The sequence below is a fragment of the Rhodopirellula halodulae genome, assembly GCF_020966775.1.
GTDB classification, from domain to species: domain Bacteria; phylum Planctomycetota; class Planctomycetia; order Pirellulales; family Pirellulaceae; genus Rhodopirellula; species Rhodopirellula halodulae.
In genome coordinates this window covers 245,847-268,270 of the sequence record NZ_JAJKFV010000010.1, presented here as the reverse complement: position 1 = coordinate 268,270, position 22,424 = coordinate 245,847, and the positions used below count along the sequence as shown (strand labels likewise).

Annotated in this window: 11 protein-coding genes; 1 reads left to right on the top strand and 10 read right to left on the bottom strand. The window is 55.5% G+C overall.

Annotation, left to right across the window (positions count from 1 at the left end; all coding sequences use genetic code 11):
- The first annotated feature begins 501 nt into the window (after nt 1–501).
- Nucleotides 502–3,777, top strand: a complete 3,276-nt coding sequence (polA, locus tag LOC70_RS08575; protein WP_230253191.1) for a DNA polymerase I — start codon at nt 502–504, stop codon at nt 3,775–3,777.
- A gap of 427 nt (nt 3,778–4,204) precedes the next feature.
- On the opposite strand, the gene LOC70_RS08570 is transcribed toward polA, so the two are convergent.
- The 10 genes from LOC70_RS08570 to LOC70_RS08525 all read right to left on the bottom strand — a co-directional run bounded on the left by LOC70_RS08570 (nt 4,205) and on the right by LOC70_RS08525 (nt 21,975).
- Nucleotides 4,205–6,232: a prepilin-type N-terminal cleavage/methylation domain-containing protein gene (locus LOC70_RS08570; RefSeq protein WP_255715777.1), complete on the bottom strand. Its 2,028-nt coding sequence runs from the start codon at nt 6,230–6,232 to the stop codon at nt 4,205–4,207.
- A gap of 52 nt (nt 6,233–6,284) precedes the next feature.
- Nucleotides 6,285–11,726 (bottom strand): hypothetical protein, encoded by a 5,442-nt coding sequence (locus LOC70_RS08565; RefSeq protein WP_230253190.1) that lies wholly within the window; start codon nt 11,724–11,726, stop codon nt 6,285–6,287.
- 72 nt (nt 11,727–11,798) lie between these two features.
- A complete protein-coding gene (locus tag LOC70_RS08560; RefSeq protein ID WP_230253189.1) occupies nt 11,799–13,088 on the bottom strand; it encodes a type IV pilus modification PilV family protein in 1,290 nt (429 codons plus the stop codon).
- Nucleotides 13,085–14,212 carry a prepilin-type N-terminal cleavage/methylation domain-containing protein gene (locus LOC70_RS08555; protein WP_230253188.1) on the bottom strand — a complete coding sequence of 376 codons (1,128 nt, stop codon included), beginning with the start codon at nt 14,210–14,212 and terminating at the stop codon, nt 13,085–13,087. The genes LOC70_RS08560 and LOC70_RS08555 overlap by 4 nt, the downstream gene beginning before the upstream one ends.
- Complete coding sequence (locus LOC70_RS08550; RefSeq protein WP_230253187.1) at nt 14,209–15,474, bottom strand: prepilin-type N-terminal cleavage/methylation domain-containing protein; 1,266 nt, start codon at nt 15,472–15,474, stop codon at nt 14,209–14,211. Before LOC70_RS08550 ends, LOC70_RS08555 begins: the two co-directional genes overlap by 4 nt.
- A gap of 63 nt (nt 15,475–15,537) precedes the next feature.
- On the bottom strand, nt 15,538–16,680 hold the full coding sequence (locus LOC70_RS08545; RefSeq protein ID WP_230253186.1) for a type II secretion system protein: 1,143 nt from the start codon (nt 16,678–16,680) through the stop codon (nt 15,538–15,540).
- 307 nt (nt 16,681–16,987) lie between these two features.
- Nucleotides 16,988–18,427, bottom strand: a complete 1,440-nt coding sequence (locus tag LOC70_RS08540; protein WP_230253185.1) for a type II secretion system F family protein — start codon at nt 18,425–18,427, stop codon at nt 16,988–16,990.
- Between the two features lie 141 nt (nt 18,428–18,568).
- On the bottom strand, nt 18,569–18,928 hold the full coding sequence (locus LOC70_RS08535) for a four helix bundle protein (protein ID WP_230253184.1): 360 nt from the start codon (nt 18,926–18,928) through the stop codon (nt 18,569–18,571).
- A 108-nt stretch (nt 18,929–19,036) separates the two neighbouring features.
- Nucleotides 19,037–20,752 carry a GspE/PulE family protein gene (locus tag LOC70_RS08530; protein ID WP_230253183.1) on the bottom strand — a complete coding sequence of 572 codons (1,716 nt, stop codon included), beginning with the start codon at nt 20,750–20,752 and terminating at the stop codon, nt 19,037–19,039.
- A gap of 116 nt (nt 20,753–20,868) precedes the next feature.
- On the bottom strand, nt 20,869–21,975 hold the full coding sequence (locus LOC70_RS08525; protein WP_230253182.1) for a type IV pilus twitching motility protein PilT: 1,107 nt from the start codon (nt 21,973–21,975) through the stop codon (nt 20,869–20,871).
- Nucleotides 21,976–22,424: the final 449 nt, after the last annotated feature.

The window sequence follows — 22,424 nt, the reverse complement described above, 5'->3', positions numbered from 1 at the left end:
TCCGCAGCATGACACATAGAGCCGGAACGACCAGTAGGTCATGTCTCACATGACGACCCGACCGATGCTTTGGAACAAAGCGAGGTCTCCAGCAACGATCGCCTCGCAAATAAACGCCTGCGGACCATGCCAGCACGTTTCGCCAGAAACGATTGGCTTGAAAAGTGAAGGGAATGTACAGCGTGGTGTTCGGTGGAACCGGACCTACGGTTGATTGCAGACGGTCGGCGTCGGCCAGGAGTGGCCAAACTACGCCACGGCGCAGGACCGCGGAGCGATCCGCGACAATCTCTCCGCTCTCCGGTTACAAGTTCCAACCACAAAACAGCCAAGCTGGCTGTCCTACGACAATCCCAGCCCCAGCCCAGCCCCAGCCCAGCCCTCCGCCCTCCCCACTGCCTCCCTGTGGCCCTGTCCCCTTTCCACTTCCCCCCGGTATGCTTTCCTCTGCCCAACCATCTCGCTCGTCCGTCTCCTTTTGACTCCCTTTTTTCGGCTCCCATGGCAAAATCCCGCTCCAAACCCGACGCCAACGATCAAATGCTGTTCAGCGGGTTCGACGAGCCAAACCAGCCCACTCCTGAAGCCCAACCAACTTCTGAAACCCAGTCATCACCGGAGGCCCAGTCTTCACCCGAGACCGCCCCATCCGCAAGCACAACGCCGAAATCTGCTTCCACGGCCCAGCCACCTACGGCCCAGCCCCCCACGTCGAACACCGCCGCTGAATCCCCCGGTTCCGATCCCGACGCCCTTTCCGCCACCCGAGGCTTCACCCCCACCGCCGATCCATCACCGCTGGAATCCGTCGCCGGCCGCGATCAGCCGTCGCTCATCGATCAAGTCGCCGCCACATCCCAATCACGCCCCCAAACCGCGGACGCCCCATCCGCTTCCGATGATTCCCAGCCAAATGATTCGTCAGGTGACAACGGCCCCCGCGGCGATCGCGAAACACCGGAGGAACGCAAACAACGGCACGACGCCGTGCGGATCTCCAAAGACGCTCTGCCTGCGGTGCTGCAACACACCATCGCCGAAGCCACCGACGATCCAATCCCCGACTTGGCCGGCAAACTCGTCGTCGTCGTGGATGCTCATTCACTGATCTACCAAGTCTTCCACGCGCTGCCTCCGATGACCAGCTCCGGCGGATTGCCAGTGTCCGCCGTTTACGGATTCGTCGGCGACATGTTGGAACTGATGGATCGCAAGAATCCCGACTACCTGATCGCCGCGTTCGACAAAAGCGAAGTCACGTTCCGCAACGACCTGTATCCCGAATACAAAGCCAACCGGGATTCGATGCCCGATGAACTGCGGCAACAAATCCCACTGATCCGTCAAACCATCGATGCGATGGGAATCGGCATCATCGAACAAGGCGGCTACGAAGCGGACGATTTGCTCGCCACCGTCGCGGCCAAAGTCGAAAACGCCGGCGGCAATTGCTTGGTCGTGACCAGCGATAAAGACTGCCGGCAACTGATCAGCGATCAAACCAAGCTCTACAACATCCGCAAAGATCAAGAGATCGACGCGACCGAACTGTTCGGATTGTGGGGCATTCGTCCGGACCAAGTCGTCGACTACCAAGCCCTGGTTGGTGACCCCGTCGACAACGTTCCCGGGATCGCGTTGATCGGTCCCAAGATCGCTCAACAATTGCTGGAAACCCACGGTTCCCTCGAAGCCATCCTCGACAACGCCGAATCAATCTCTGGCAAAAAACGCAAAGAGAACCTGATGAACGGGCGCGAAGCCGCCATGCTGTCGCGCGAGCTGGTTGCCCTCAAACGAGACGTCGAATCGCCGATCCCGTGGAACCGCTGCGTGCGATCCGCCGCCGATGCGTCTCGCGTGGATGGATTGCTGCAAGAGTTCGGCTTCCGCCGCCTTCGTGGCCGCGCGGCGGAGCTACTTGGTGGCGAAGCCCCATCCACCGAAAGCAAACCCGTTTGGCACACTCGCTATCAAACGATCACCAACGAAGCCGAACTGAAACAACTGGCCGCCGAACTGGCCAAGCAAACGGTGCTGGCCGTCGACACCGAAACCACCGGCACCCACGCACGCGGGTCCGACTTGGTCGGCGTCTCCATCGCGTGGCAACCCGGCGAAGCGGTCTACATCCCGGTGCGAGCCCCCGCGGGTGCCCCCTGCTTGGACGAAGCCACCGTGATGGAAACGCTTCGCGATGTGTTGCAATCGCCCGACATCGAAAAAGTCGGACACAACCTCAAATTCGACGTGATCGTTCTTCGTTCCGCCGGCGTGCAGTTGGGCGGCATCACGATGGACACGATGGTCGCCGATTACCTGCTCCATTCCGGCGGCCGCAATCATGGTTTGGATGATCTCGCCAAACGACGTTTGAACCACACCAACCTGTCGATCAAATCGCTGATCGGCACCGGCAAGAAACAGATCACGATGGACCAAGTCCCCGTGGACGACGTTTCACCCTACGCCTGCGAAGACGTGGACGTCCCCATTCGATTGGCACCAACGCTTCGCAACGAACTGAACGAATCCGATTTGGCCTGCTTGTTCGATCAAGTCGAGATGCCGCTGACGGAAGTGCTTGCGGAGATGGAATACAACGGCATCCATGTCGATGCCGACACGCTCGGCCAAATGAGCGAGCGGTTTGACAAAGAAATCGCTGACCTCCGCGCGTTGGTCTTTGCCGCCGCCGGTCACGAGTTCAATCTCGACAGCCCCAAACAACTGGGCGTCGTGTTGTTTGAAGAGTTGGGTTTGCCGGTCATCAAAAAAACCAAAACCGGAGTCAGCACCGACGCGGATGTGCTCAGCCAGCTCGCGGTGGATCACGAGATCGCCCAGCACATCCTGCAGTACCGACAAGCCACCAAACTGAAGAACACCTACATCGACGCGCTGCCGCAATTGATCTGCGAAAAGACAGGCCGCGTTCACACCTCGTTCCGGCAAGACGTCGCCGCCACGGGGCGTCTCAGCAGCAGCGAACCCAATCTGCAAAACATCCCGATTCGAACCGAGCAAGGCAAAGCGATCCGTGCCGCGTTCACCGCCGGGCGTGAAGGATGGTCGCTGCTGGGTGCCGACTATTCCCAAATTGAACTGCGGGTGCTGGCCCACTACAGCGGGGACGAAGCCTTGATCCGTGCCTACCGTGAAGACGCCGACATCCACACCCGCGTCGCCGCCGAGGTCAACGGCATCGACGAAGCCGACGTGACCAGCGAACTGCGCCGCATCGCCAAAACGATCAACTTCGGCATCGTCTACGGCCAAAGCCCTTTTGGTTTGGCCAAGACGCTGGGGATCGGCAAAGACGAAGCCCGCGACTACATCGAACTGTACTTCCAACGTTATGCGGGCGTCGAAGCCTTCATGATGGACACGCTGGCACGCTGCCGCGACGAAGGCTACGTGTCGACCATGTTGGGACGACGCCGTGAAATCAAAGGCGTGCGAGACTTGGCCCAGCTTCCCGAATCCAAACGTCGCAGTCTGACCGAACCCGAACGGATTGCCATCAACATGCCAATTCAAGGCACCGCGGCGGACTTGATCAAATTGGCCATGCTTCGTGTTCACGAACAGTTGCAACAAAGCGATCTGCAAGCCCGATTACTGCTGCAGATCCATGACGAACTGCTGCTGGAATCACCCGACGAAGAACTCGACGCACTGAGCGACCTGGTTCGGGAATCCATGACCAGCGTCATGCAATTGGACGTGCCCTTGAAAGTCGACGTCGCCCACGGCCGAACCTGGGCCGATTGCTAGACCCGCGATGCGGGGTTGAGTGCGGAGAGCGGAGTGCTAAGGGCTGAGTGCTGAGAGTGTCGCGGATCGCTCCGCGGTCCCGCGTTTGGGAATCGGTCCAGCGAGGATCAAGGCTGGTGGAAGAAGTTGATTTCGCAATCAGTCGGCCATGTCTCACATGGCGAAGCGTAAAACGCGCGCCGAGCGAATACTCGCGTTTGTGCGATTTCGTTGAATGTCGTGGGACAGCCAGCCTGGCTGTCACACGTGCTCACCCCAACCAACCCTCTGCGGCTGCTGGGTTGGTTGGAACAGAACGTTGGTTAGCCGCTTCGGCTTGCACGCAGGACCGCGGAGCAATCCGCGACATGCTATGTTCTGCCCGCCGCACGCTCAAACAAAGTCGCCTCACAACCTCACTGGAAATACTCGACAACCGAACAACGGCTCAGTCGCGAAGAGTCACACTTGCTTGACGTATCTGCCTCGTGGCAGGATTCTCAAGACGCACTGAAATCTGGATTGCTTCAGGAGTATCCAGGAACGGCGGTTGCGTTTCCCGTTCACCCAGATCATCGGGGCCGTACCTCGCGCTCAATGGCGCCGCACCTCCGCTGTAGATTCCGACACCATCGATTCCGTCCGCACCTCGATCGATATTGGTGCCCGAGGTTGCCCATCTGGTTCCTTCGGTTGCCGCACTCAGGCGTCCCTGCTGAAGACCATCTTTCTCGTAGTGAGATGTGTAGGTGTCAAAGGCCGGTTGAAAGAGAGCGATCGTGTTCACCGCCGACGTTGCAACTCGCCCAGACCTATAAAGCGAATTGGAATAGGATTGAGATGCATTGGAAAACAAGTTCAAACCAGAAAACGGTGTGAACAAGTAACCCCCAGTCGCAGCGATGGTTGTTCCCGCAGTGGTATCAACCCGGTCGAGGTACCGCGGCTGCCAGCCTCTCAAAGATCCACCGGCTAGGACAGGGTAGCAAAGATCAACAAAATCACCGTTGAGCACGGGCGCGGTTGAAGTATCGATTGCTTCGAGCAGTGTCTCCCGGTACCCCGCATCGCTGGGACTTACAACTAGCCCCGTCGTCGTCGCAAACAATGCCACGTTGGGGTCGAAGATCTTGACATCGAAACTCAATGCATTGTTGACCACAACGTCTTCACCGCGTCGATCTCCTCCCCAGTAAGTCCCCGGATTCAGATGGGTGCTGTTATCCCCCAAGACAAACTCGCGCCGAATGAAGCCACAAAGCCGGCTGGGAGTAACGACCGGTGCAGCCCCAGAACTTGAAAGCGGCGGCGCAATACGAGGAGTCGACGCTGAAAGGTTCAGCATATTCAACACGGTGGCGGGACCGGACAACGCCAAGACCGGCATGGACGTCGGAGCCGCACCTCCGCTTCCAGTCAACACTGAATTTGGAATTCGAACATGACCAAAACGATTGTGTGGAATCGACAGATCTTCCAGAGAATTGGCCGCTACCGATATGGTTGGGTTTCCGGATGCATTCAGCACACGTCGGATCGACAGGTCACACTGTTGATGAATACCAGCCAATCCGTACGCCCAACCATCAGCAGTTGTCGCGGTACTACGCACCGTCGCTGTCGTTGCCACTGGCCAAACGTCAGCCCTCATAAAAGGCACCGACGTGCCACCAACGTTACGATTCTGGATCGGCAAAGCGCCGCCCGACAGATTCAGATCCGGTCGAATCAGTAACACTCGACGATGAATTTTGAGACGATCTGGTAGCCCGTTTTCGATCGCCGCGCCGCTTCCTAAATCGAAATCGCCGTCCACATCTGTATAGCGAAGGTAAGCGGGGTCGTCGGCCGCCACATTGGGATACTCAGGACTGGCGAAATAAACGATCTCCGCAAACCTTGATTGAATCATCACAGGTTCAAACGGCACCTGACTCTCGTCAATGTTCGGCGTGCCCGGGTCATCTGCAGGCAGCGTGTATGTCGTACCTGCGACTTCCGCAGCTTTCATCTCCAGAATGTAGCGGGGCACCTTTCCCGTAAACCAACTTCCTTTTGGAGCAATCGCGGTGAATGCGACGTAGTCATCGAAGTCACCGTAACGAGAGTCAGGTAAATCGATTGATCCGTCCGAATTGGTAAACGCACGAAACAACGAAGACGTCGCATCCGTGACCGGGCCCTCGTGGTAAAGAAAATAGCCGGCTTGATCAGGACCACCGAGATTGGGTGTTAGCTTGACCGTGCGACGCGTCCCCTCATCGCTTATCCGGGTCGTGATATCTCGGAGGTCGTTCGAGAGTTGAACGTTCGCGCGGCTCTCACGAATCCGTGCACCGACGAACGCGAATGCCCGTGCGACTGCGGCCATCATCAAAAGCGTGACGGCCATCGCGATAAGCATTTCCACAAGCGTGAAGCCGCTATGCTTGCTCGCGAATCGGCGAAGACAACGAGGGTAGGAAGTTATATTCATTGATTGTCCTAGAATCAGTCGATATCAACGATCTTGAATCGACCATGCTTCCTCACTGATAGAACCGTTCAAAAACAACAGTGTCACGTGCATTGACATCTTGGCCCGGAATAAAACCAACCGGGATAGAGCGGTCGACGATAAACAACGCGTGAAAGCGTTCATTTTCCCCCATGTCTTCCTTGTACTCTTTCCCCAGATTGTTGGTATTGGTCGCGTCGACCTCAAAGAAACCAAGGGTAATCCGAACAACAAAAGTCTGTGAATTGTCCGAAGTCAGATTCGGCATCCGAGACAATGTTTGGTATTTCAAGAATGCATTTCGATTGCGATTCAGGTGAAGGTTGGTAGGTGCGATGGCAGGAGTTTGAGTGGACTCGCGGACGAACAGCGACACAGGATTCGGCGACGTGCCCCCCGTGGACTCTTGGTCATCCAGCGAACCCGCCATTCGCAACAAACCTGCGTTCACACGCCGCCGACGTAAATCCTCTCGGTCATCGTTGCCGGTTGTCGGAAGGTCCCGCAATTGAGGAGCTAGATGCCCCGTTGAGTCACGCTTAAAGACACCCGCGAACTGTGTTGGGTAACGTGGGTCCAACTGATTGGGCAAGTAGTTCACAGGAGTCGAGGCGTTTGACGCGACCACCGTCGTCTTCGTTCCGGGAGGAACATATCCACGCCGCGACTCAACAAATTCATTGTATGACAATTGGGTCGCTGTCCCCGTACCAGAAGCAGATGTGTATTCTCCAGTATTCAAGTGTCCCTGCATCAACCCTTTCCAGACAACGAACTCTTCAATTGTGTTGAGATTGATTTTTCCAATCCGTCGGTTGTCTTGATTGAAATTGAACGGAGCTGAATAGAGATCTGCGAGTGGAGAACCGGCAATTGCTGCTGGAACAATGACTTCCGACTCACTAGGGAACGGTGGCGGAGTTCCAACGAACTCGAACAAGGTACTGAACTCAGCAGCGGAAGCTGCCGCGCCATCCTTTACATTCTCACTGTTGAAGAAATTCAACAAATGACGAAATGGGGAAACGAATGTTACTGCGTAAGTCGCGTCCGTAGTATTCGTTTCGCCTTCAGCAAGCGTTTCGGGGTCTGGATCAGCCGGGTCAACCACACTGAACTCCTCAAACAAGCGACCTGCCGAACACGCAGGCACCATCATCAACTCATGAGGAGTTGCAAACGGACGATTCAACCACGGATGCATCGCGAATGGGTTTGCAGGCCGACCACGAATTGGCGTCGTCGCTCGAACGCCAAAGTTGGTATTCAGATAATTAAACGTTGTTTGAATATCAGTTCCTAAGTTGAAATAGTCCGTTCCACCGGCATTGGGAACGGCAGCCGGAACGTCGGTGCTGTACGAATACAGCAGGTTGGCCCCGGTTCCATTCATGCCAATGCCGTCGCGTTGGCGACTACCTCCGGCGTAGTCCACTTCGATTGTCGCAGTAGCCGCTGGATCCCCTGGGCTCGTCACGTTCGATGGAGTTTCCTCCCCACTGAATACCGTCAAATCAATCGCGATCTGATCAAGTGTGCGGTAAGGATTCAAAGTAGGATGAAAGCCACGCGTCGGATCAGCAAGTCGCTGCAGAAAGGCCGTGCGGTAGTTTGGAACCGTGCCAAGCATTGGATCTGCGACCGTCGCGGAGTTCACAAACGCCTCGGTCAATTCTCGAATAGGACGCCCGGCTTGCATGTCTTCAGGTTCGTCTCGAACGACACCAGCAATAGTGTTGCCTCCAGCATCAAGCTCAATGTAGGCATCCGTCAGCGGGTAATCGGCGTTGTTCAGATAGCGATTGGTCGGCTCGGCGTAATAATCGCCAGGAGCAATCGCTAGCGGCTCGGACACGTTCAAACCGATTCCATTCGGCGACGTCGTCCCAATGTTTGACCAATCGCCGGCAGGGAACCCTGACATCGGAAGCGACAGTCCCGGAAGAATATCGGTCGACGTGTTTGGCGTCAGCGAGTTGCCTGCCGCATCGAACTGAATTAAACCGACGGCTGGAGCTGCGTTCTGAATCTCAAACGCTTGCTCGCTCGGTCCTCCGGGCCCTGCGGCGTAAACGAGACTACCGAGATTCGTTCTAACGCGAGGCGCCAGCGTCAGGTATTGCTCCGGAAAGAGCGAAGCGGTGGTACCGCTGTAATTGAAAAACACACTCGCCTGCTCGGTGATGTCTGGCAGCGGCGTGATGGCGGTTTGCAGCTCCGCTGTATCTGCGTAGTCAGTGAAGAAAACAAATCGCTCAAGATTTAGATTTGCTGCTGTGTCGTCGATTTCATCCAGTGAATTCGGCGATGCAAGCTCGGGGTGGAACGACAGCGTATCGGGCAGCGTGTCTCGCAATACAATCGGTGAATTTGCATTCGCGGCGGGAGTTGTCGCAGCGACAGGCGATTCAAAGTGTGGCTCGCTGATTGCAATCCGCCAGATTGGGACCTCGTACGCCGTCGTCGTTGTATCTCCCCAAGTCGTCCCGTCGAAGTAGGTCGTGATTGTTCGTTCCAAATCCAACGAGTAAGAAACGTTTGCTCCGGTTGTATCTACGTCGTAGAGCTCACGAGGAATCCCTGCTGTATTAGGGTCTGCATTTGGAGCGATCACCCGACGACGAGGGCAATACAGTTCCATAAACAAAGAACCCTGGGGGATACGAACTTGGTCAGTATCCTCATCCTGGTCCGGGGCAGCATTTCCTTTCCGACCGTCGCCATCGAGATCCGTGTCCCGCACTCGAACATCATGAGTCGCATACGATTCAGTAAAAACCAAATCAGGTTGCTCGCATCCGAAGACGACTGGACTTTGTGTTGTGGGCGGCGTTGCTGAGGTCCCGAAAACCTCGTCCGGAGTTGACGTGGTGTCGATTACACCATCTCCGTCCACGTCGTCTGCGACCGCCCAACCGTCAAACGGATTGGGATCGTAGACGAAACGGGTCATAATGGAGTCCGAGTCGCGATAGTCGACGACGTTCACAGCCCACTGGGCGAGTCGTCTAGCCCGATAAGCTTCACGGTCCGTTACCGGCACCGGTGTCCCGAGCGTATCACCATATCCAGGAAACTCGTTCTGCAAGTCCCGACTGATGATCATCATCAACACATAGAGATGCCGTGCCAGCAGTTGCCTAGCACCCACTGGCTCAGAATCGTCCAGCACGTAGTCGGGTGCCACACCCGTGAACGACGTGTCTATCGTCTCGCCAGCATAGGATTGAAATGCTTCTGTTTCGACTCCCACCTGCTCGCTCGCATCATCAACAACACCGTTGCCATCATCATCATACCCGGGGACATTCACCTCCCTCGGCTCATCAACGACGTCATTGCCATTGTCATCCACGCCATTGCCAAATGGCCGGTTGACGTTCAGCTTTTTCGCGAGCCTCAACTCGGGTGCAACCAGATCGTTGAGTTGATCGTTCGTCAGCCCCGGCGTGATCCCCTGCAAAAGCGTCCGAATTTCATCGTATGCAGAAGCAGCATTGACACCAGCGTACGGCGAATCATCCGAGACGCTCAACGTTGTCGTCGCATTCGCAAGCGTAGCCTCTGCAGTTACCAACGGGCGCATCACCTCCGTCAAACGAGAAGGCAGCAATTCGCTGTCAAACTCGTTCGCCCGCACGATCGCTTCCAATTCACTCTCGGTATAGCGCCGATCACCGCTCATGTTTCCTGTGGGATCAAACTCATAGGGATTGTCCACCAACTCATCTGAAGCAGGCTCGGTAACCCCCGTCGTTGCTGGATCGTCGTCCAACGTTTCACCAAGGTCGGTTGGAGAGAAAACTGTGGTGTCGCCATCATTTGCGGGCACGATCGCGCCACTCAGCGAAAGACCATAGCCACCGCGACCATAAGGATCGATAGAATGCTTGTAGACACCGTCCCCAATCAGTGAGGCAGGTCGCCAGCCACTACGCAATACGCTAAATGCGTCGGCACCGGAGCGGCCGGGAACTTGCTCGCTCGTCGCCCCTCCGATCTGATAGCGTCCCTGAAGCAAAGCGAAGAGATCGGGGGCGGTACCGGGGATATTGATTTCTGCAGGACCGTAACCAAGTCCCCGAAACACAAATTGATTTGCGCCAGTGGTACCGGCCCAATCCGCAACCGTTTCGTTCAACCCCACGTTCTGATTTATCAAAGCGTAGTTGCCATGGGTGTTCACATTCAAACGCCCGGACAAATCACGAATCATTGGAGCCACAAGCGGACGAAGCAACCGCCCTTCCGGCGATGTCACCATGGGCAGCCCCAAGTCGATCCAAATACTGTCTGCGACGCCGTCGAAGTCATTATCAACGTCCCACGGTCCCTCGACCAACGCACTCGCAAGTTGATTCAGGCGTGCACGAGCGGCCAAGTAAGGCTCAGTAGGATCCGTGGACGCACGCATAGGAATTGGAGCACGCAAAGCAAAACTTGGGCTACCTCCGGTGAACCTCGGATGAATCGCATCTGAACCACCAGCAGCGGCTACTCTCAACTGATCCTCTGCTACCGGGAACGGACGGAATGTTCCTCGAACAAGACTCGCCACGACATCTGAATAGAGTGTCGAAACAGTCGACGGATTCCAATCGGTCGTCTCATTGAGGATGTAGTTCATCACAGAAGGACGATGGAACGACGGAATGAGGACTCCATTCGAATCGCGGTAGCTTAAGAACCAATTATTGAAGTCCGCCGCATCATAACTCTCGTCAAAGTCACTACCGCTGGAGTTAATGAAGGAGCTTTTATCGACCGTGTCGTCGAGCAACTTCGGTTGAAGAGCAACCGGAAGCGTGAAACCAATATTGACTCCATAGGAAGTTGAGCGTGGTGCATTGGCGGCAATGTTCGTACCGCTGAAGCCAATCCCGGCAGCATTTCGAGGGACGCCATTCATCCAAACAGTGTCGCCCGCAACCGGAACTCTAGTACCTAGTTGCGAGTTAGTGGCAATCGTCAACTCGTGGACGTTCGATGCATTCACAACGGATCGCAAAACTCGAAACGAACGCCCTTCCAAATTCCCTGACGTGAACGTGACAACCCGTCCCGTGTAAAGATCGTTGATAGGATCAGTGGAGAGGGCCTTGCCTCCCGTGATGGTCGTGTCATTCGCAACCGGAAAGGTAATGAACGCATTGTTGTCGATAACAACTGCCGGAGCGGTTCCTACTTGCAATGCCGTGAAATCCGTGCGTCCGTAGTAGTCGCTCAGCATATCTTCCCCGAAGAACGAACTATTTCCGTCGTCCGTTCCACGGATCAATGTCATCAATGCCTCATCCAGCAGCGCGTTCGGATGGCTTTGCTTGATATTGCGTGAAGCGATGGCAAACGAAGCACGACGCGACTGATTGCTGAACACAAGGAAAGCAGCAGCAAGCACGCTAAAGAAGGCAAGCATGCTGAGAACGACGAGCAGGATGATCCCGCCACGCGTATCGGATGGCGACCGTTTCATAATTGAGGTCCGCACGTTAGTGGTCTTTAGACAAGAGAGAAGAGAGAATGTCACAAGAGGGTTGCTGAAACGCTACAAGTCAGTCCACGGGATCAATTGTTCGGATACCGAAACAACGCCCTGCACCATTGTCGCAAACGTGTTGTCGAAGAAATTGCTATCGGCGTATCCGTCTGACGTGTAGCCGAATTCCCAGTCTGGACCATCCAACATGATCTGACGGCGCCAAAGCTTTTCTCCCCTGCGATCAGTGTCTGTCCAGCTATATGATGTATTCGGCGCAGGTAATGCCGCACCTCCATTTTCCAGCTCCGTATTGCTATACGCGTACAGCTCTTCCGGATCTTTGTGGATAGCAACCACTCGGTACCAACGATGCACCTCCTCCGTCGCGGAAACTCGACGGGAAAGCATGATCCAGTCGTTCGGAACGACATCAGAGGACGTGGTAATTGACGACGTCAATCGAACTGTTCCGCCGGCACCGCCTGAGAACCCAGATGCGTAAGTCACCATCGCAACGCGTTCACTCATCCCGTTCATCTCCGGAATGATGGGTGGCGTAAGTGCCGCCGTCGGAAAATCGATATCGACGACTCGATTACGAAGGACGACGATCGACAAGCTAGCAAATCGTTCATTCTGCGATGGGGTCAAAGTGGCAAACCAACTGTATTCGCCCGATGGAATCCGTTTTCCGTATTCCGTTTCACCGGAATTCAACCCAGTGAGCCGTGCGGGCAACGTCGTGTCATTGGGCTGACTGACAATCAGATCATTTGCGCTCTCAATGATCGTCCGCGCAAGCTCTGCACTGATTGGCGTTACTGTTCCGCTTTGTCGCAAACCAACACGTCGCAACCTTGGAGCGGGACCTGCTGTTCCTGCTGGCCACGGGAAGGTTCCAGGTGGATCCCATGTGGTGTCAGCATCCGCAGGGTTCAAGAGCGGATCATGATCTGCGATGTAGTAAGGAAAAACGCGATTGTCGTACCCGTTGAATGTCGTCCCCGAACCTGATTGCACAGCACAGTAGAGTGGATCAATACAGATACCACGCAAAAGCGTACCCCCCACTGTCTGGAGACGATTCGCGGCGAAGTCATACTCAATGACGTTGGGGGTCCCTTCCATATCGAGAAGATCGCCATTACCCAGCCACTTCCGAATCAAAACATCTTTGGTGATAGAGTCCGCCATTTCGGCTCCGACACTGAGCGACACTGCATCTTGCGCACGGCGTCCCGCCAACGGCATCACGGACAGCAGTCCAAGCAAACCGATCATGACAACGCCGATCGCAAACAGCACCTCCACCAAGGTGACCGCTGCTCGCTGACCGTTTGAAATTCGATGCATCATGGGTTTGCGTCCAGTGTGTCCGAAAGGCTGGCGAGTGAACGTCCTTCGCGCAAGGCCGCGGCCATGGAAGCCGTCGAATTCACGGCAGCATTTGGCGCGACGACGGAGCGTCCCGTGGAAGGATTGATCACGATCCAAACCGAATCCGAATTCATCAAATTGGCCGGTGTTCGTGAATCGCTGTTGAAAGGTGTGGAAGGCTGGACCCCATCCGTCTCACCGACACAGAGATAGATCATTCCACTTGGAAGCGATCGAGTTCCTATCGAATCGGAAGACGCATACTCAACACGGCCGTCTGGTCCAAAAACAATGTCAATGGATTGGTTCGCGACAGCGCTTTGTGGAGCAAACTGATTGCCGTCAATCCCGATCCCGGAATAGTTCATATCCACAACAATGCCGCGACCAAAGACAAGACTTTGACTTGTCGAGATAACTGGCGCTCGGTGAATCTTATACTTCACCGATGAGTCGTGAAGCGGCTCGTGGATAACAGGGAACGTTGCGGTTCCAGAACGTGTCGAATTTAAATCAATTGTGGCTGTCACCGTGTCCGTGAGATTGTCGTACGAGGTGAAGTTGATTTGGAAATACCTTCCTCCAGGCAGCTCGATCCAATCACCAGTTTTGACAGGTGCGTTTTTCTTGTTGTAGAGCGACGAATTCGTGTCCGTGTACAACACTAGCAGTTGGTTATCGACGCCGGAAAACTCCAAGGTCGCTGTCGTCGCACCAGAGGTTGGATAGTTGAATCGGACACGAGAGTTGGCGGCCTCTCCTGAATACGGCGGAACTCCAATCAATTGACGCAGACGTCCACCTGCCGATGTTCGGAAATCAACGGAAGCATCGTTGCTGTATCGATCGATCCGCACCCCGACGAAGCGACCTTCCGCGATTGCACGACTCCTCGCCTCGTCCAAGTAGGCAACAATGGTTCGAGAAGTCTGGCTGACCTTCTGGTCGCTGATCAGATTGCGGAATGTAGGCAAAGCGATTGCCGAAACCAACAAAAACACGCTCATCACAATCAACAGCTCGACCAACGTCAAACCGTTGCGGACCGCATGCCGGATGCTGACTCTGTTCCAGGGGTCTTGAATTTTCGCTGCTAGTATCATTGAGCCACCTGCAACGAGAAGTTCGTGATGTTGTCAGCAAGAGCTTCGTTTTCCCCGCCGGTCAACTCTTCACCTGGCAAACGACGTTCAGTGTCGGCTGCATAAGACCCGCTCCCGCGATTGAGAATACCAGGGTCATTATCAGCGATGAACCGCCGACAGTAGGGGTCTACCCAGTCGTAGTCCGACGAACCTCTCCCTTGGTGCTCGTCTCCCATATTTGCCGCATTTTTCGGCCATGCCCAATCGGAGTGCGTGTAATCGTAGGCGGCTAATGCGGTTCCAGAACTATTGATCGGATCAAACGCGATTCCGAACACGCCATCTTCTCCCGGAGAAATGATCAAAGGCTTCAACGCCCATGGTGCATTCACAGTTCCCGTGTTCACGTCAACAGCCGGTAACACCGTTGCAGAAGATGGGGCGGGAGGCGTCGCAACCGTGTAATACAGATCCGAACGAAACAGATCGAACTCATCTGGATTCGAGATATCCAGGACTCCAGCAGTGTCTTGATAACCAACCGGCCACCGAATGAAACCGATGGGATAGCCCCAACCGTCGTGAATTTCAAACATCCCATCGCCATCGATGTCACCAATGTTACTGGTCGGGATAGCATCGATCGCTGGCGTCCCACCAGCGTAAGACGTCGAGATAATCAAATACAAACATTCAGCGCTTTGGTATTCGTCGGTGGCAGTAGCAGTCACCCGTCGTTCATACGACTGCACCAAAGAAGGTACGGCGCCCCCAACACTTGTGTACCAAGACATCGAAAACGGACGACGTGTCGACTTATCCGCTCGAGTAGCCACGATCTGCTCCGTCGACTGCTTTGCAAGAACAGGGTTGGCTGCGCCCCAAATGCTTGCCGGGGCAGTTTGAAAATCTGAGTATCGGTCGGGCATCTCCATTCGTTGCAGATCCCGAATCATGTTCAATCGGACTCTGGCCGCCTCCGTCCCAAGCACCTCAAACGAAAGCATTACATCCCCATCCCCATTAGTCGTCCCCGCGTTGCTCGCGTAGGTTGCTGCAGGAATCTCAACCGGCAGTGTTCGGTATTTGTAAGAGTCGTACTTCTCTTGAATGATCCCATCCAGCAGTTCAATGATGGTACGTGTGCGTGACGACCGGGCACTTTCAGTGACACCCTGCACCGCAACCATGATCATCCCGCCCATGATGGACATCACAACCATGACGACCATCAGCTCGACGAGCGTGAAGCCTTCGTTCGTTTGTTTGCCTGGTTTCATTCGAAGCACACCTTTTAAAACACAATGGTCTGTAAACGACCTACTCTTTGCCCGACTCTGAGATCAGGGAAGATCATCTACCACCGCGCCGCCACTGAAGTTGGTGATATTGTCGGCCGGATACTGCTCGTTGTTACCGAACTCCGACTCTTGGTATTTGGTAGCACCACTGACAAACAAGTCGGCGGGAGTTGCGACACCCGGACGAGGAACGATCGCATTGCCAGTTGGATACTGGTAATAAAGCGGGTAGGTATTACTGCTGATGGTGTGCGAAGCGTATGCCCCAAAGTTGTTATCGAGGCCGGCACAGACAATCTGGAACGTGTTAGGGTTTACGAACTGCCACCCAGCAAGAGCATCAGCGGTGCTGGCGTAGTTCGCACCTGACGTATTGGTATTTGGATTCGTTGTCAGATACGGGCGAACGTAGCCAAAAGTGGTTGATCCGTAGCCATTGAAGTCCGATTGAGCGGCATCGTACAGCGAATAAGTCCGCGAATCGAAGTAGACATAAGGAGCACCATCTGAAGCAGTCAGATAGGCCAAAAAGTGATCTCCGTCACTCGACATACGTCGGTTTGCACCAGCAAGCGCTGCCCCCGCATTCACCTCGTTGTAGTCAAGCCGCGCTGGATCGAAGTCCATGAATGCATTCGGGCGATCAATATTGACCTGAAAGTTGGCTGGGTCTTGTCGGTCAGTATCAGTGACTGCTGAGTCGCCGTATGTGTTCGTGCCGTCCCCGCTCCAAGCCAAAGGCCCACCGGGACCAGTGAATGGCCGCTGCACGTCATCGCTGTAGCCACCAAGCGTCCAAGCTAAAACCTCACTGCGATCCAACTGAGCCGCTTGATAGACACCGGAACTGTTGTGAAGCAGGTTGTAAAGCAAAGTCGTGTCGTTCGTGGACATACGCGGGAACGCTTTTCGGTAGTGACGCTGCACCACTGCCCAGCTTGAGAAATCAGGTGGGTACTCCCCGTGTTTTTGCGAATACTGCTCCAACGCTTGCTCAAGTGCCGTGACTTCCAAACGTAGGTTTGTCACTCGAGCGCGACGAATGGCATTGGTAACGGCAGGAATCAGAATCGCAGAGAGAATGCCAATGATGCTGATCGCGACCAAAATCTCCACCAGCGTGAAGGCGGAGCGGGAGGTCGGTGCCAGGCGGCTTGGCAGCGGAGGGTTGGATCGAGCGTTCATCGCTTCTCTCGGAACTGGATAGGGAAAGGGACCGGCGGAAAGGATGCCACCTGGTCGGCTGCATCCCACGCCAAAGTCTGAATTCAGATTGAAAGGGTTTCGGTGAAAAGGATTCAGCGAAATGGTTTCCTCGGGTTACCAGCCACGCGGTCCTGCGCGGCCGTGCATTTTCTTTCGCACGCTCGTGATGCCCGACCGAATCCGGCCAGTCATCCACCGCGTGCGAAGTCGCCTGAATGATTGCCGGCCACGCCGTGTCGCGGACACGAACGTTTCGAGGCAACCACCCACGCCTTCGCCGCTTCGGTCAGGTCAATCCGGAGATCAACTCGACCAACGGCATGAACAAACTAATGACGATGAAACCGACCGCGACGCCCAGGAACACAATCATCAACGGTTCCATCAATGCGGTCAGTGCATCGGTCATGATGCGGACTTCTTCGTCGTAGGTGTCGGCAACCTTGTAGAGCATCGTGTCCAGCTCACCGGTCTCTTCACCCACGTCGACCATGTTGACGACGAGGTCATCGACCACACGGCCTTTGATCTTGGTCAGGTAGAACAGCACACACAGCACGGCACCACCGGCGATCATGTACAGCGCCATGAAGGTCAACGTTTCGACCATGCCGCCTTTGTCCAGCTTGCTGCCTTTGCTCGTCAGTGCCACGCTCATCACCATGATGCCGGGGAACGAACCGAACAGCGCCCAGAAGATCGCGGTCATCGGGTGGAAGCCGAGCACGGAGTATTCCTTGAGCGGTTTGCTGATCACCTCGCCTTCGCGAATTTGATTGCTGACGCCCGTGAACATGCGCTCGAACATGGCGTTGCCCGCCGTCTCCCGCGTGATGTTCAGGGCTTCCAAAATCGGCACCCCGGAACTGATCAGTGTCCCCAGCGTCCGCGTGGTCCGAGCCAGAATGTTCTTTTCGATCAGGGCACCAAAAATGGGTACTCGGATGATGAACATGTCAAATCCAATCCGCCCCTGTTTGAATTTCCTCATCAGCTTGACCAGGATCAAACCACAGACCGGCATCGCGATCAGCAGGAACCAGTACCCGGCGATGTAGTTGCTCATGGCGATCAACAACATCGTCGGTGCGGGCAGGGTCAGCCCGAACTCGTCGAACATCTTTTCGAACGTCGGAACGATGAACAACATGATGAAGGTCAGGATCAACGTCGCGACCAAGACCACGATCACCGGGTAGATCAACGCCCCTTTGACTTTGCGTTTCAGCGATTCGGCGGATTCAAGGAAGTCAGCCAAACGGTTGAGAATCGTTTCCAGAGCACCACCGGCCTCACCAGCTTTGATCATGTTGACGTACAGCCGGCTGAAGACTTTCGGGCACTTCGCCATCGCTTCGGACAACGTCGCACCGCCTTCGATCTCGTCGCAAACGTCCATCAAGGCGTTCTTCAGCTTGCCCGGTTTCTGGTTGCCTTCCAGAATCTTCAGGCTGCGAAGAATCGGCAGACCGGCGTCTTGCAAGATCGACAACTGACGCGTGAACGCACAAACGTGTTTGGTCTTTGCACCACCGATCGCGAACGGACGTTTTTTGCCACCGCCCGCAGCCGCCGCCGTCCCGGACTGTTTCTTGACCGCGATTTTGGTGACGAAGTAGCCCATCTGGCGGATGGTGGTTTGGGCTTCGTCCTCGTTGGCCGCATCGATTTCGTCCCGGATCTCTTGTCCGGTCGCGTCCATCGCTTCAAAGGTATAAGTCGGCATGGGATTGCTACAAAAGTTGAAAGGGCCGCAGGAACACAGGGCCACAGGCTTAGGTTTTCGGTTATCTCGTCGTTAGCGTGTCAGCACGAATGGCAACAACACCAACAGGAACAGAGGATTGTGATTTAAAGGTCAGTCATGTCATTGATTCGCAAGTTGCTGCTGCCGGTTGTTGATTAGCCCCTGCAACATTCGTGAAATTTGCTTTGATTCGTCGATGAGCTGGTCAGATTGTTGAGTGGAAATCAGATCGATTCGAGTTGCGATGTAAAGCTGAGTTCGAAGCTCTGCACACGAGCCTTTGGCAATGATCAAAAAGCGAATGAAGTCTTTTGGTGTTCGTTCGTAACCTTCCGCAATGTTCGAAGGGATGCTGACCGCGCTCCGCTGCATTTGGTCCTTCAATCCGAAATCACGACATTCGGCGAGCAGTTCATAAACTGAAACCGAAAGCCGACAACCGCGTTTCCAAACCTCCAAATCCTCAAATGTGCTCGCCATTCATTTCAGCTCTTTCTCTAAACGCCTCCGCATCGAACTAGCGTTTGCGATTCAGCCGTTCACATCAAATTGTCTGGTTCACTGTGGCCCTGCCCCCGTTTCACTTCACTAACCGTCGACGACGGTCTCCCGGACAATTTCGTCGAGGGTGGTGATGCCGTCTCGCGCGAGGTTCATTCCGAATTCGCGGAGGATGATCATTCCGTCGCTTTGGGCTTGGTCACGCAGTTCGTCGGTGCTGGCGTTTCGCATGATCATTTCGCGAATCGTGTCGTTGAGCACCATCAACTCGAACAGCGCGATCCGGCCTTTGTATCCCGTGTTGTTGCACTTCTCGCAGCCGACACCTTTGAAGTAATCCGTGGACTCGATTTCGTCACGCGTCATCCCGAGTTCCATCAGCAGATCGCTGCTGACGCGAGTCTTCTCACGACAACTGGTGCAGATCCGACGCACCAATCGCTGAGCCAAAATGGCTTCGACCGTCGCGCAAATCATGAAGGGCTGGATTCCCATGTCGGTCAAACGCGTGACCGTGCTGGGAGAATCGTTCGTGTGCAACGTGCTGAACACCAAGTGACCGGTCAACGCGGCTTGGATGGCGATTTCGGCCGTTTCCAAATCGCGAATTTCCCCGACCAGGATCGTGTCCGGATCCTGACGCAAAATCGCTCGCAAACACGAAGCGAACGTCACGCCCGCGTCCGAGTCGATCGGAATTTGAATGATGCCGTCGATGTCGTATTCCACCGGGTCTTCGGTGGTGATCAGTTTCTCGCTGATGTCGTTCAGTTCCGACAGCGACGAGTACAAGGTCGTGGTCTTGCCCGAACCCGTTGGGCCCGTCACCAAGACAATGCCGTTGGGACGGTCAATCGCCGAACGGAAACGCTCCATGGTTTCCTCGTTCATTCCGACGTTGTCCAGCGACAGGTTGACCACCGAGCGGTCCAACACTCGCATGACCGTCGATTCGCCAAAGATGGTCGGCAACACGGACACCCGAAGGTCGACCGGGTGACCACCGACCATCAACTCGATGCGACCGTCTTGCGGCATCCGTCGTTCGGCGATGTCCAGGTTCGCCATGACTTTGATACGAGTCGTGATTGCGAACGCGAGGTGACGTGGCGGCGGAACCATCTCGTACAACACGCCTTCGGATTTGATCCGGATGCGGAATTCGTCTTCGAACGGTTCGAAGTGAATGTCCGATGCGTGGTCCTTGATTGCCAGCAACAACACCATGTTGAGCAGTTTGCGAACGGGAGCCGAGTCGGCCAAGGCTTCCGCGTCGGTGATGTTGAACTTCTCGTTGTCAAGCAGACTTGCCGCGGCCTTCAGTTCCTCGTCTTCGGCCAGTTCGGCGACCAGCTTTTCGACGCTTTCGGCTTCGCTGTCGTAGTACTTCGTGATCGTTTTGTTAACGTCGGCCTCGGTCGCGACCAGGATCCGAATTTCAAAGCCCAAGAACGTCCGCAGTTCGTCTTGGATGTTCAGGTTCTGTGGGTCGCAAGTCGCGATGGTCAGCGTGTTGTCTTCGAACTGCACCGGAACGCAGCGATACAGCTGGGCCATCGTTTCGCTGATCTTCTCCATCACCTCCGGTTCCAGTTTCGCGTCCTCCAGCGAAACCGTTTGCATCCCCATTTGTTCGGCGAGCGCCTGGATCAGTTGCTCGTCGGTGATCAACTGCATGTCCTCGGCGACTTTCCCGAACAACGCACCTGGCTGTTGCTCTTGTTCGTCGAGCACAATTTGCAGTTGATCATCGGTGAGGAAACCGAGGTCAACGAGGATCTGTCCGATGCGACGTGGGGCCATGGGTCACGAGTGGTAAGGAGTCAAAGGGGCACAGAGCCACAGGAGCGGGAATACATCAACGATGGCCGTCGGAAGCTCTCACTGTGGAGCTGTGGTCCTGAGGCCCTTTCAGCTTTTCAGTCTTCTTTAATCGGAATGGGTTCGTCGCCGAGGCCTTGGCGGGCTTGGACGATTCGCTTGGCCAAGTCGTCGGGGCGGTGAGCTTTGGCAAGCACGTCTTCCACCGTGACCCGGTCGGCTTTCCAGTGTTTGAACAGGGCGTCGTCCATCAACTGCATGCCAAACTTGGCACCGGTCTGCATGGACGAGTTGATTCGGAACGTCTTGTTTTCGCGGATCAGGTTGGCGATCCCCGGCGTGACGTTCAGCACTTCGTAAGCGGCACAACGACCGCCGCCGATCTTGGGCAACAGCGTCTGTGCCACCACGCCGATCAACGTTGACGCCAACTGGGTCCGAATTTGATCCTGCAAGTTGCCCGGGAACGCGTCGATGATCCGGTTCACCGTGCCTTGAGCACTGTTCGTGTGCAACGTTCCAAACACGACGTGACCGGTTTCCGCCGCACTAATCGCGGCTTCAATGGTTTCGAGGTCGCGAAGCTCGCCGACCAGAATCACGTCGGGGTCTTGCCGCAACGCACGACGAATGGCTTCGGAAAAGCTCGGCACATCCACGCCGACTTCCCGCTGGTTGATCGTCGATTCTTTGTGTTCGTGATAGAACTCGATCGGGTCTTCGATCGTGATGATGTGGTGGTCGATGGTCTCGTTGAGCAGGTTGATCAACGATGCCAGCGTGGTCGATTTCCCCGAACCCGTCGGTCCCGTCACCAGGAACAACCCGCGAGGGCGGTGAACCATTTTGACGACAGCCTCGGGAAGCCCGAGTTGCTCGGGTGTCAATTTGTCATTGGGGATCTGACGCAGCACCATGGAGATGAAGCCACGCTGCTTGAAGACCGAAACCCGGAATCGGGCCAATTCGCCAAACGCGAACCCGAAGTCGGTCGAGCCGGTCTCTTGGAGTTCACGCTGACAACGTTCCGGCGTGATCGATTTCATCAACGCCACGCTGTCTTCGGCTTCCAACGTCTTCGTTTCCAGCTTCCGCATTCGACCGTGCAATCGAAAGACTGGCGGCTGCCCGACGACGATATGAATATCGCTAACGCCTTGCTTCACAGCAGCTTGCAGCAGTTTGTCGATCAGCACGGTGGCCATGGAGGACGCCTGGAATGGAAAGAGGGGCGTGAGTCGATGGGATAGAAAAGGCCGTCGGTGGCGGGAAGGGGCGTGCCGGAGCGGCTCAGCGTGATGACCGACGACGCCGAATGACGGATTTCACCGCCAATCGGCCATTGCAGCGACGGGCCCAAAACACCCCGGATGATTCGTCAAACAGACAAGAACGAACCAAGTCAGAGCGATTGGCATCCCGCCAGATCGTTCGGTCATGGGAAAGGTTCCCAGATGAGCCGCCTGGCGTCGTGATTTCCCGTGCCAGACGGTCTCATTATGCGTGAAACAGCGTCAAAGGCAAAGAAATTCGCGTTGGGAGCCGAGAATGCTCGCGGCCGCATCCGAAGCGGGTGGTTCGACCGCAACCCGCCAGGGAAGTATCGAGGTCGCTGGCACATCCCGAATCGGGGTCGCTTGGATGCACTGTCGCT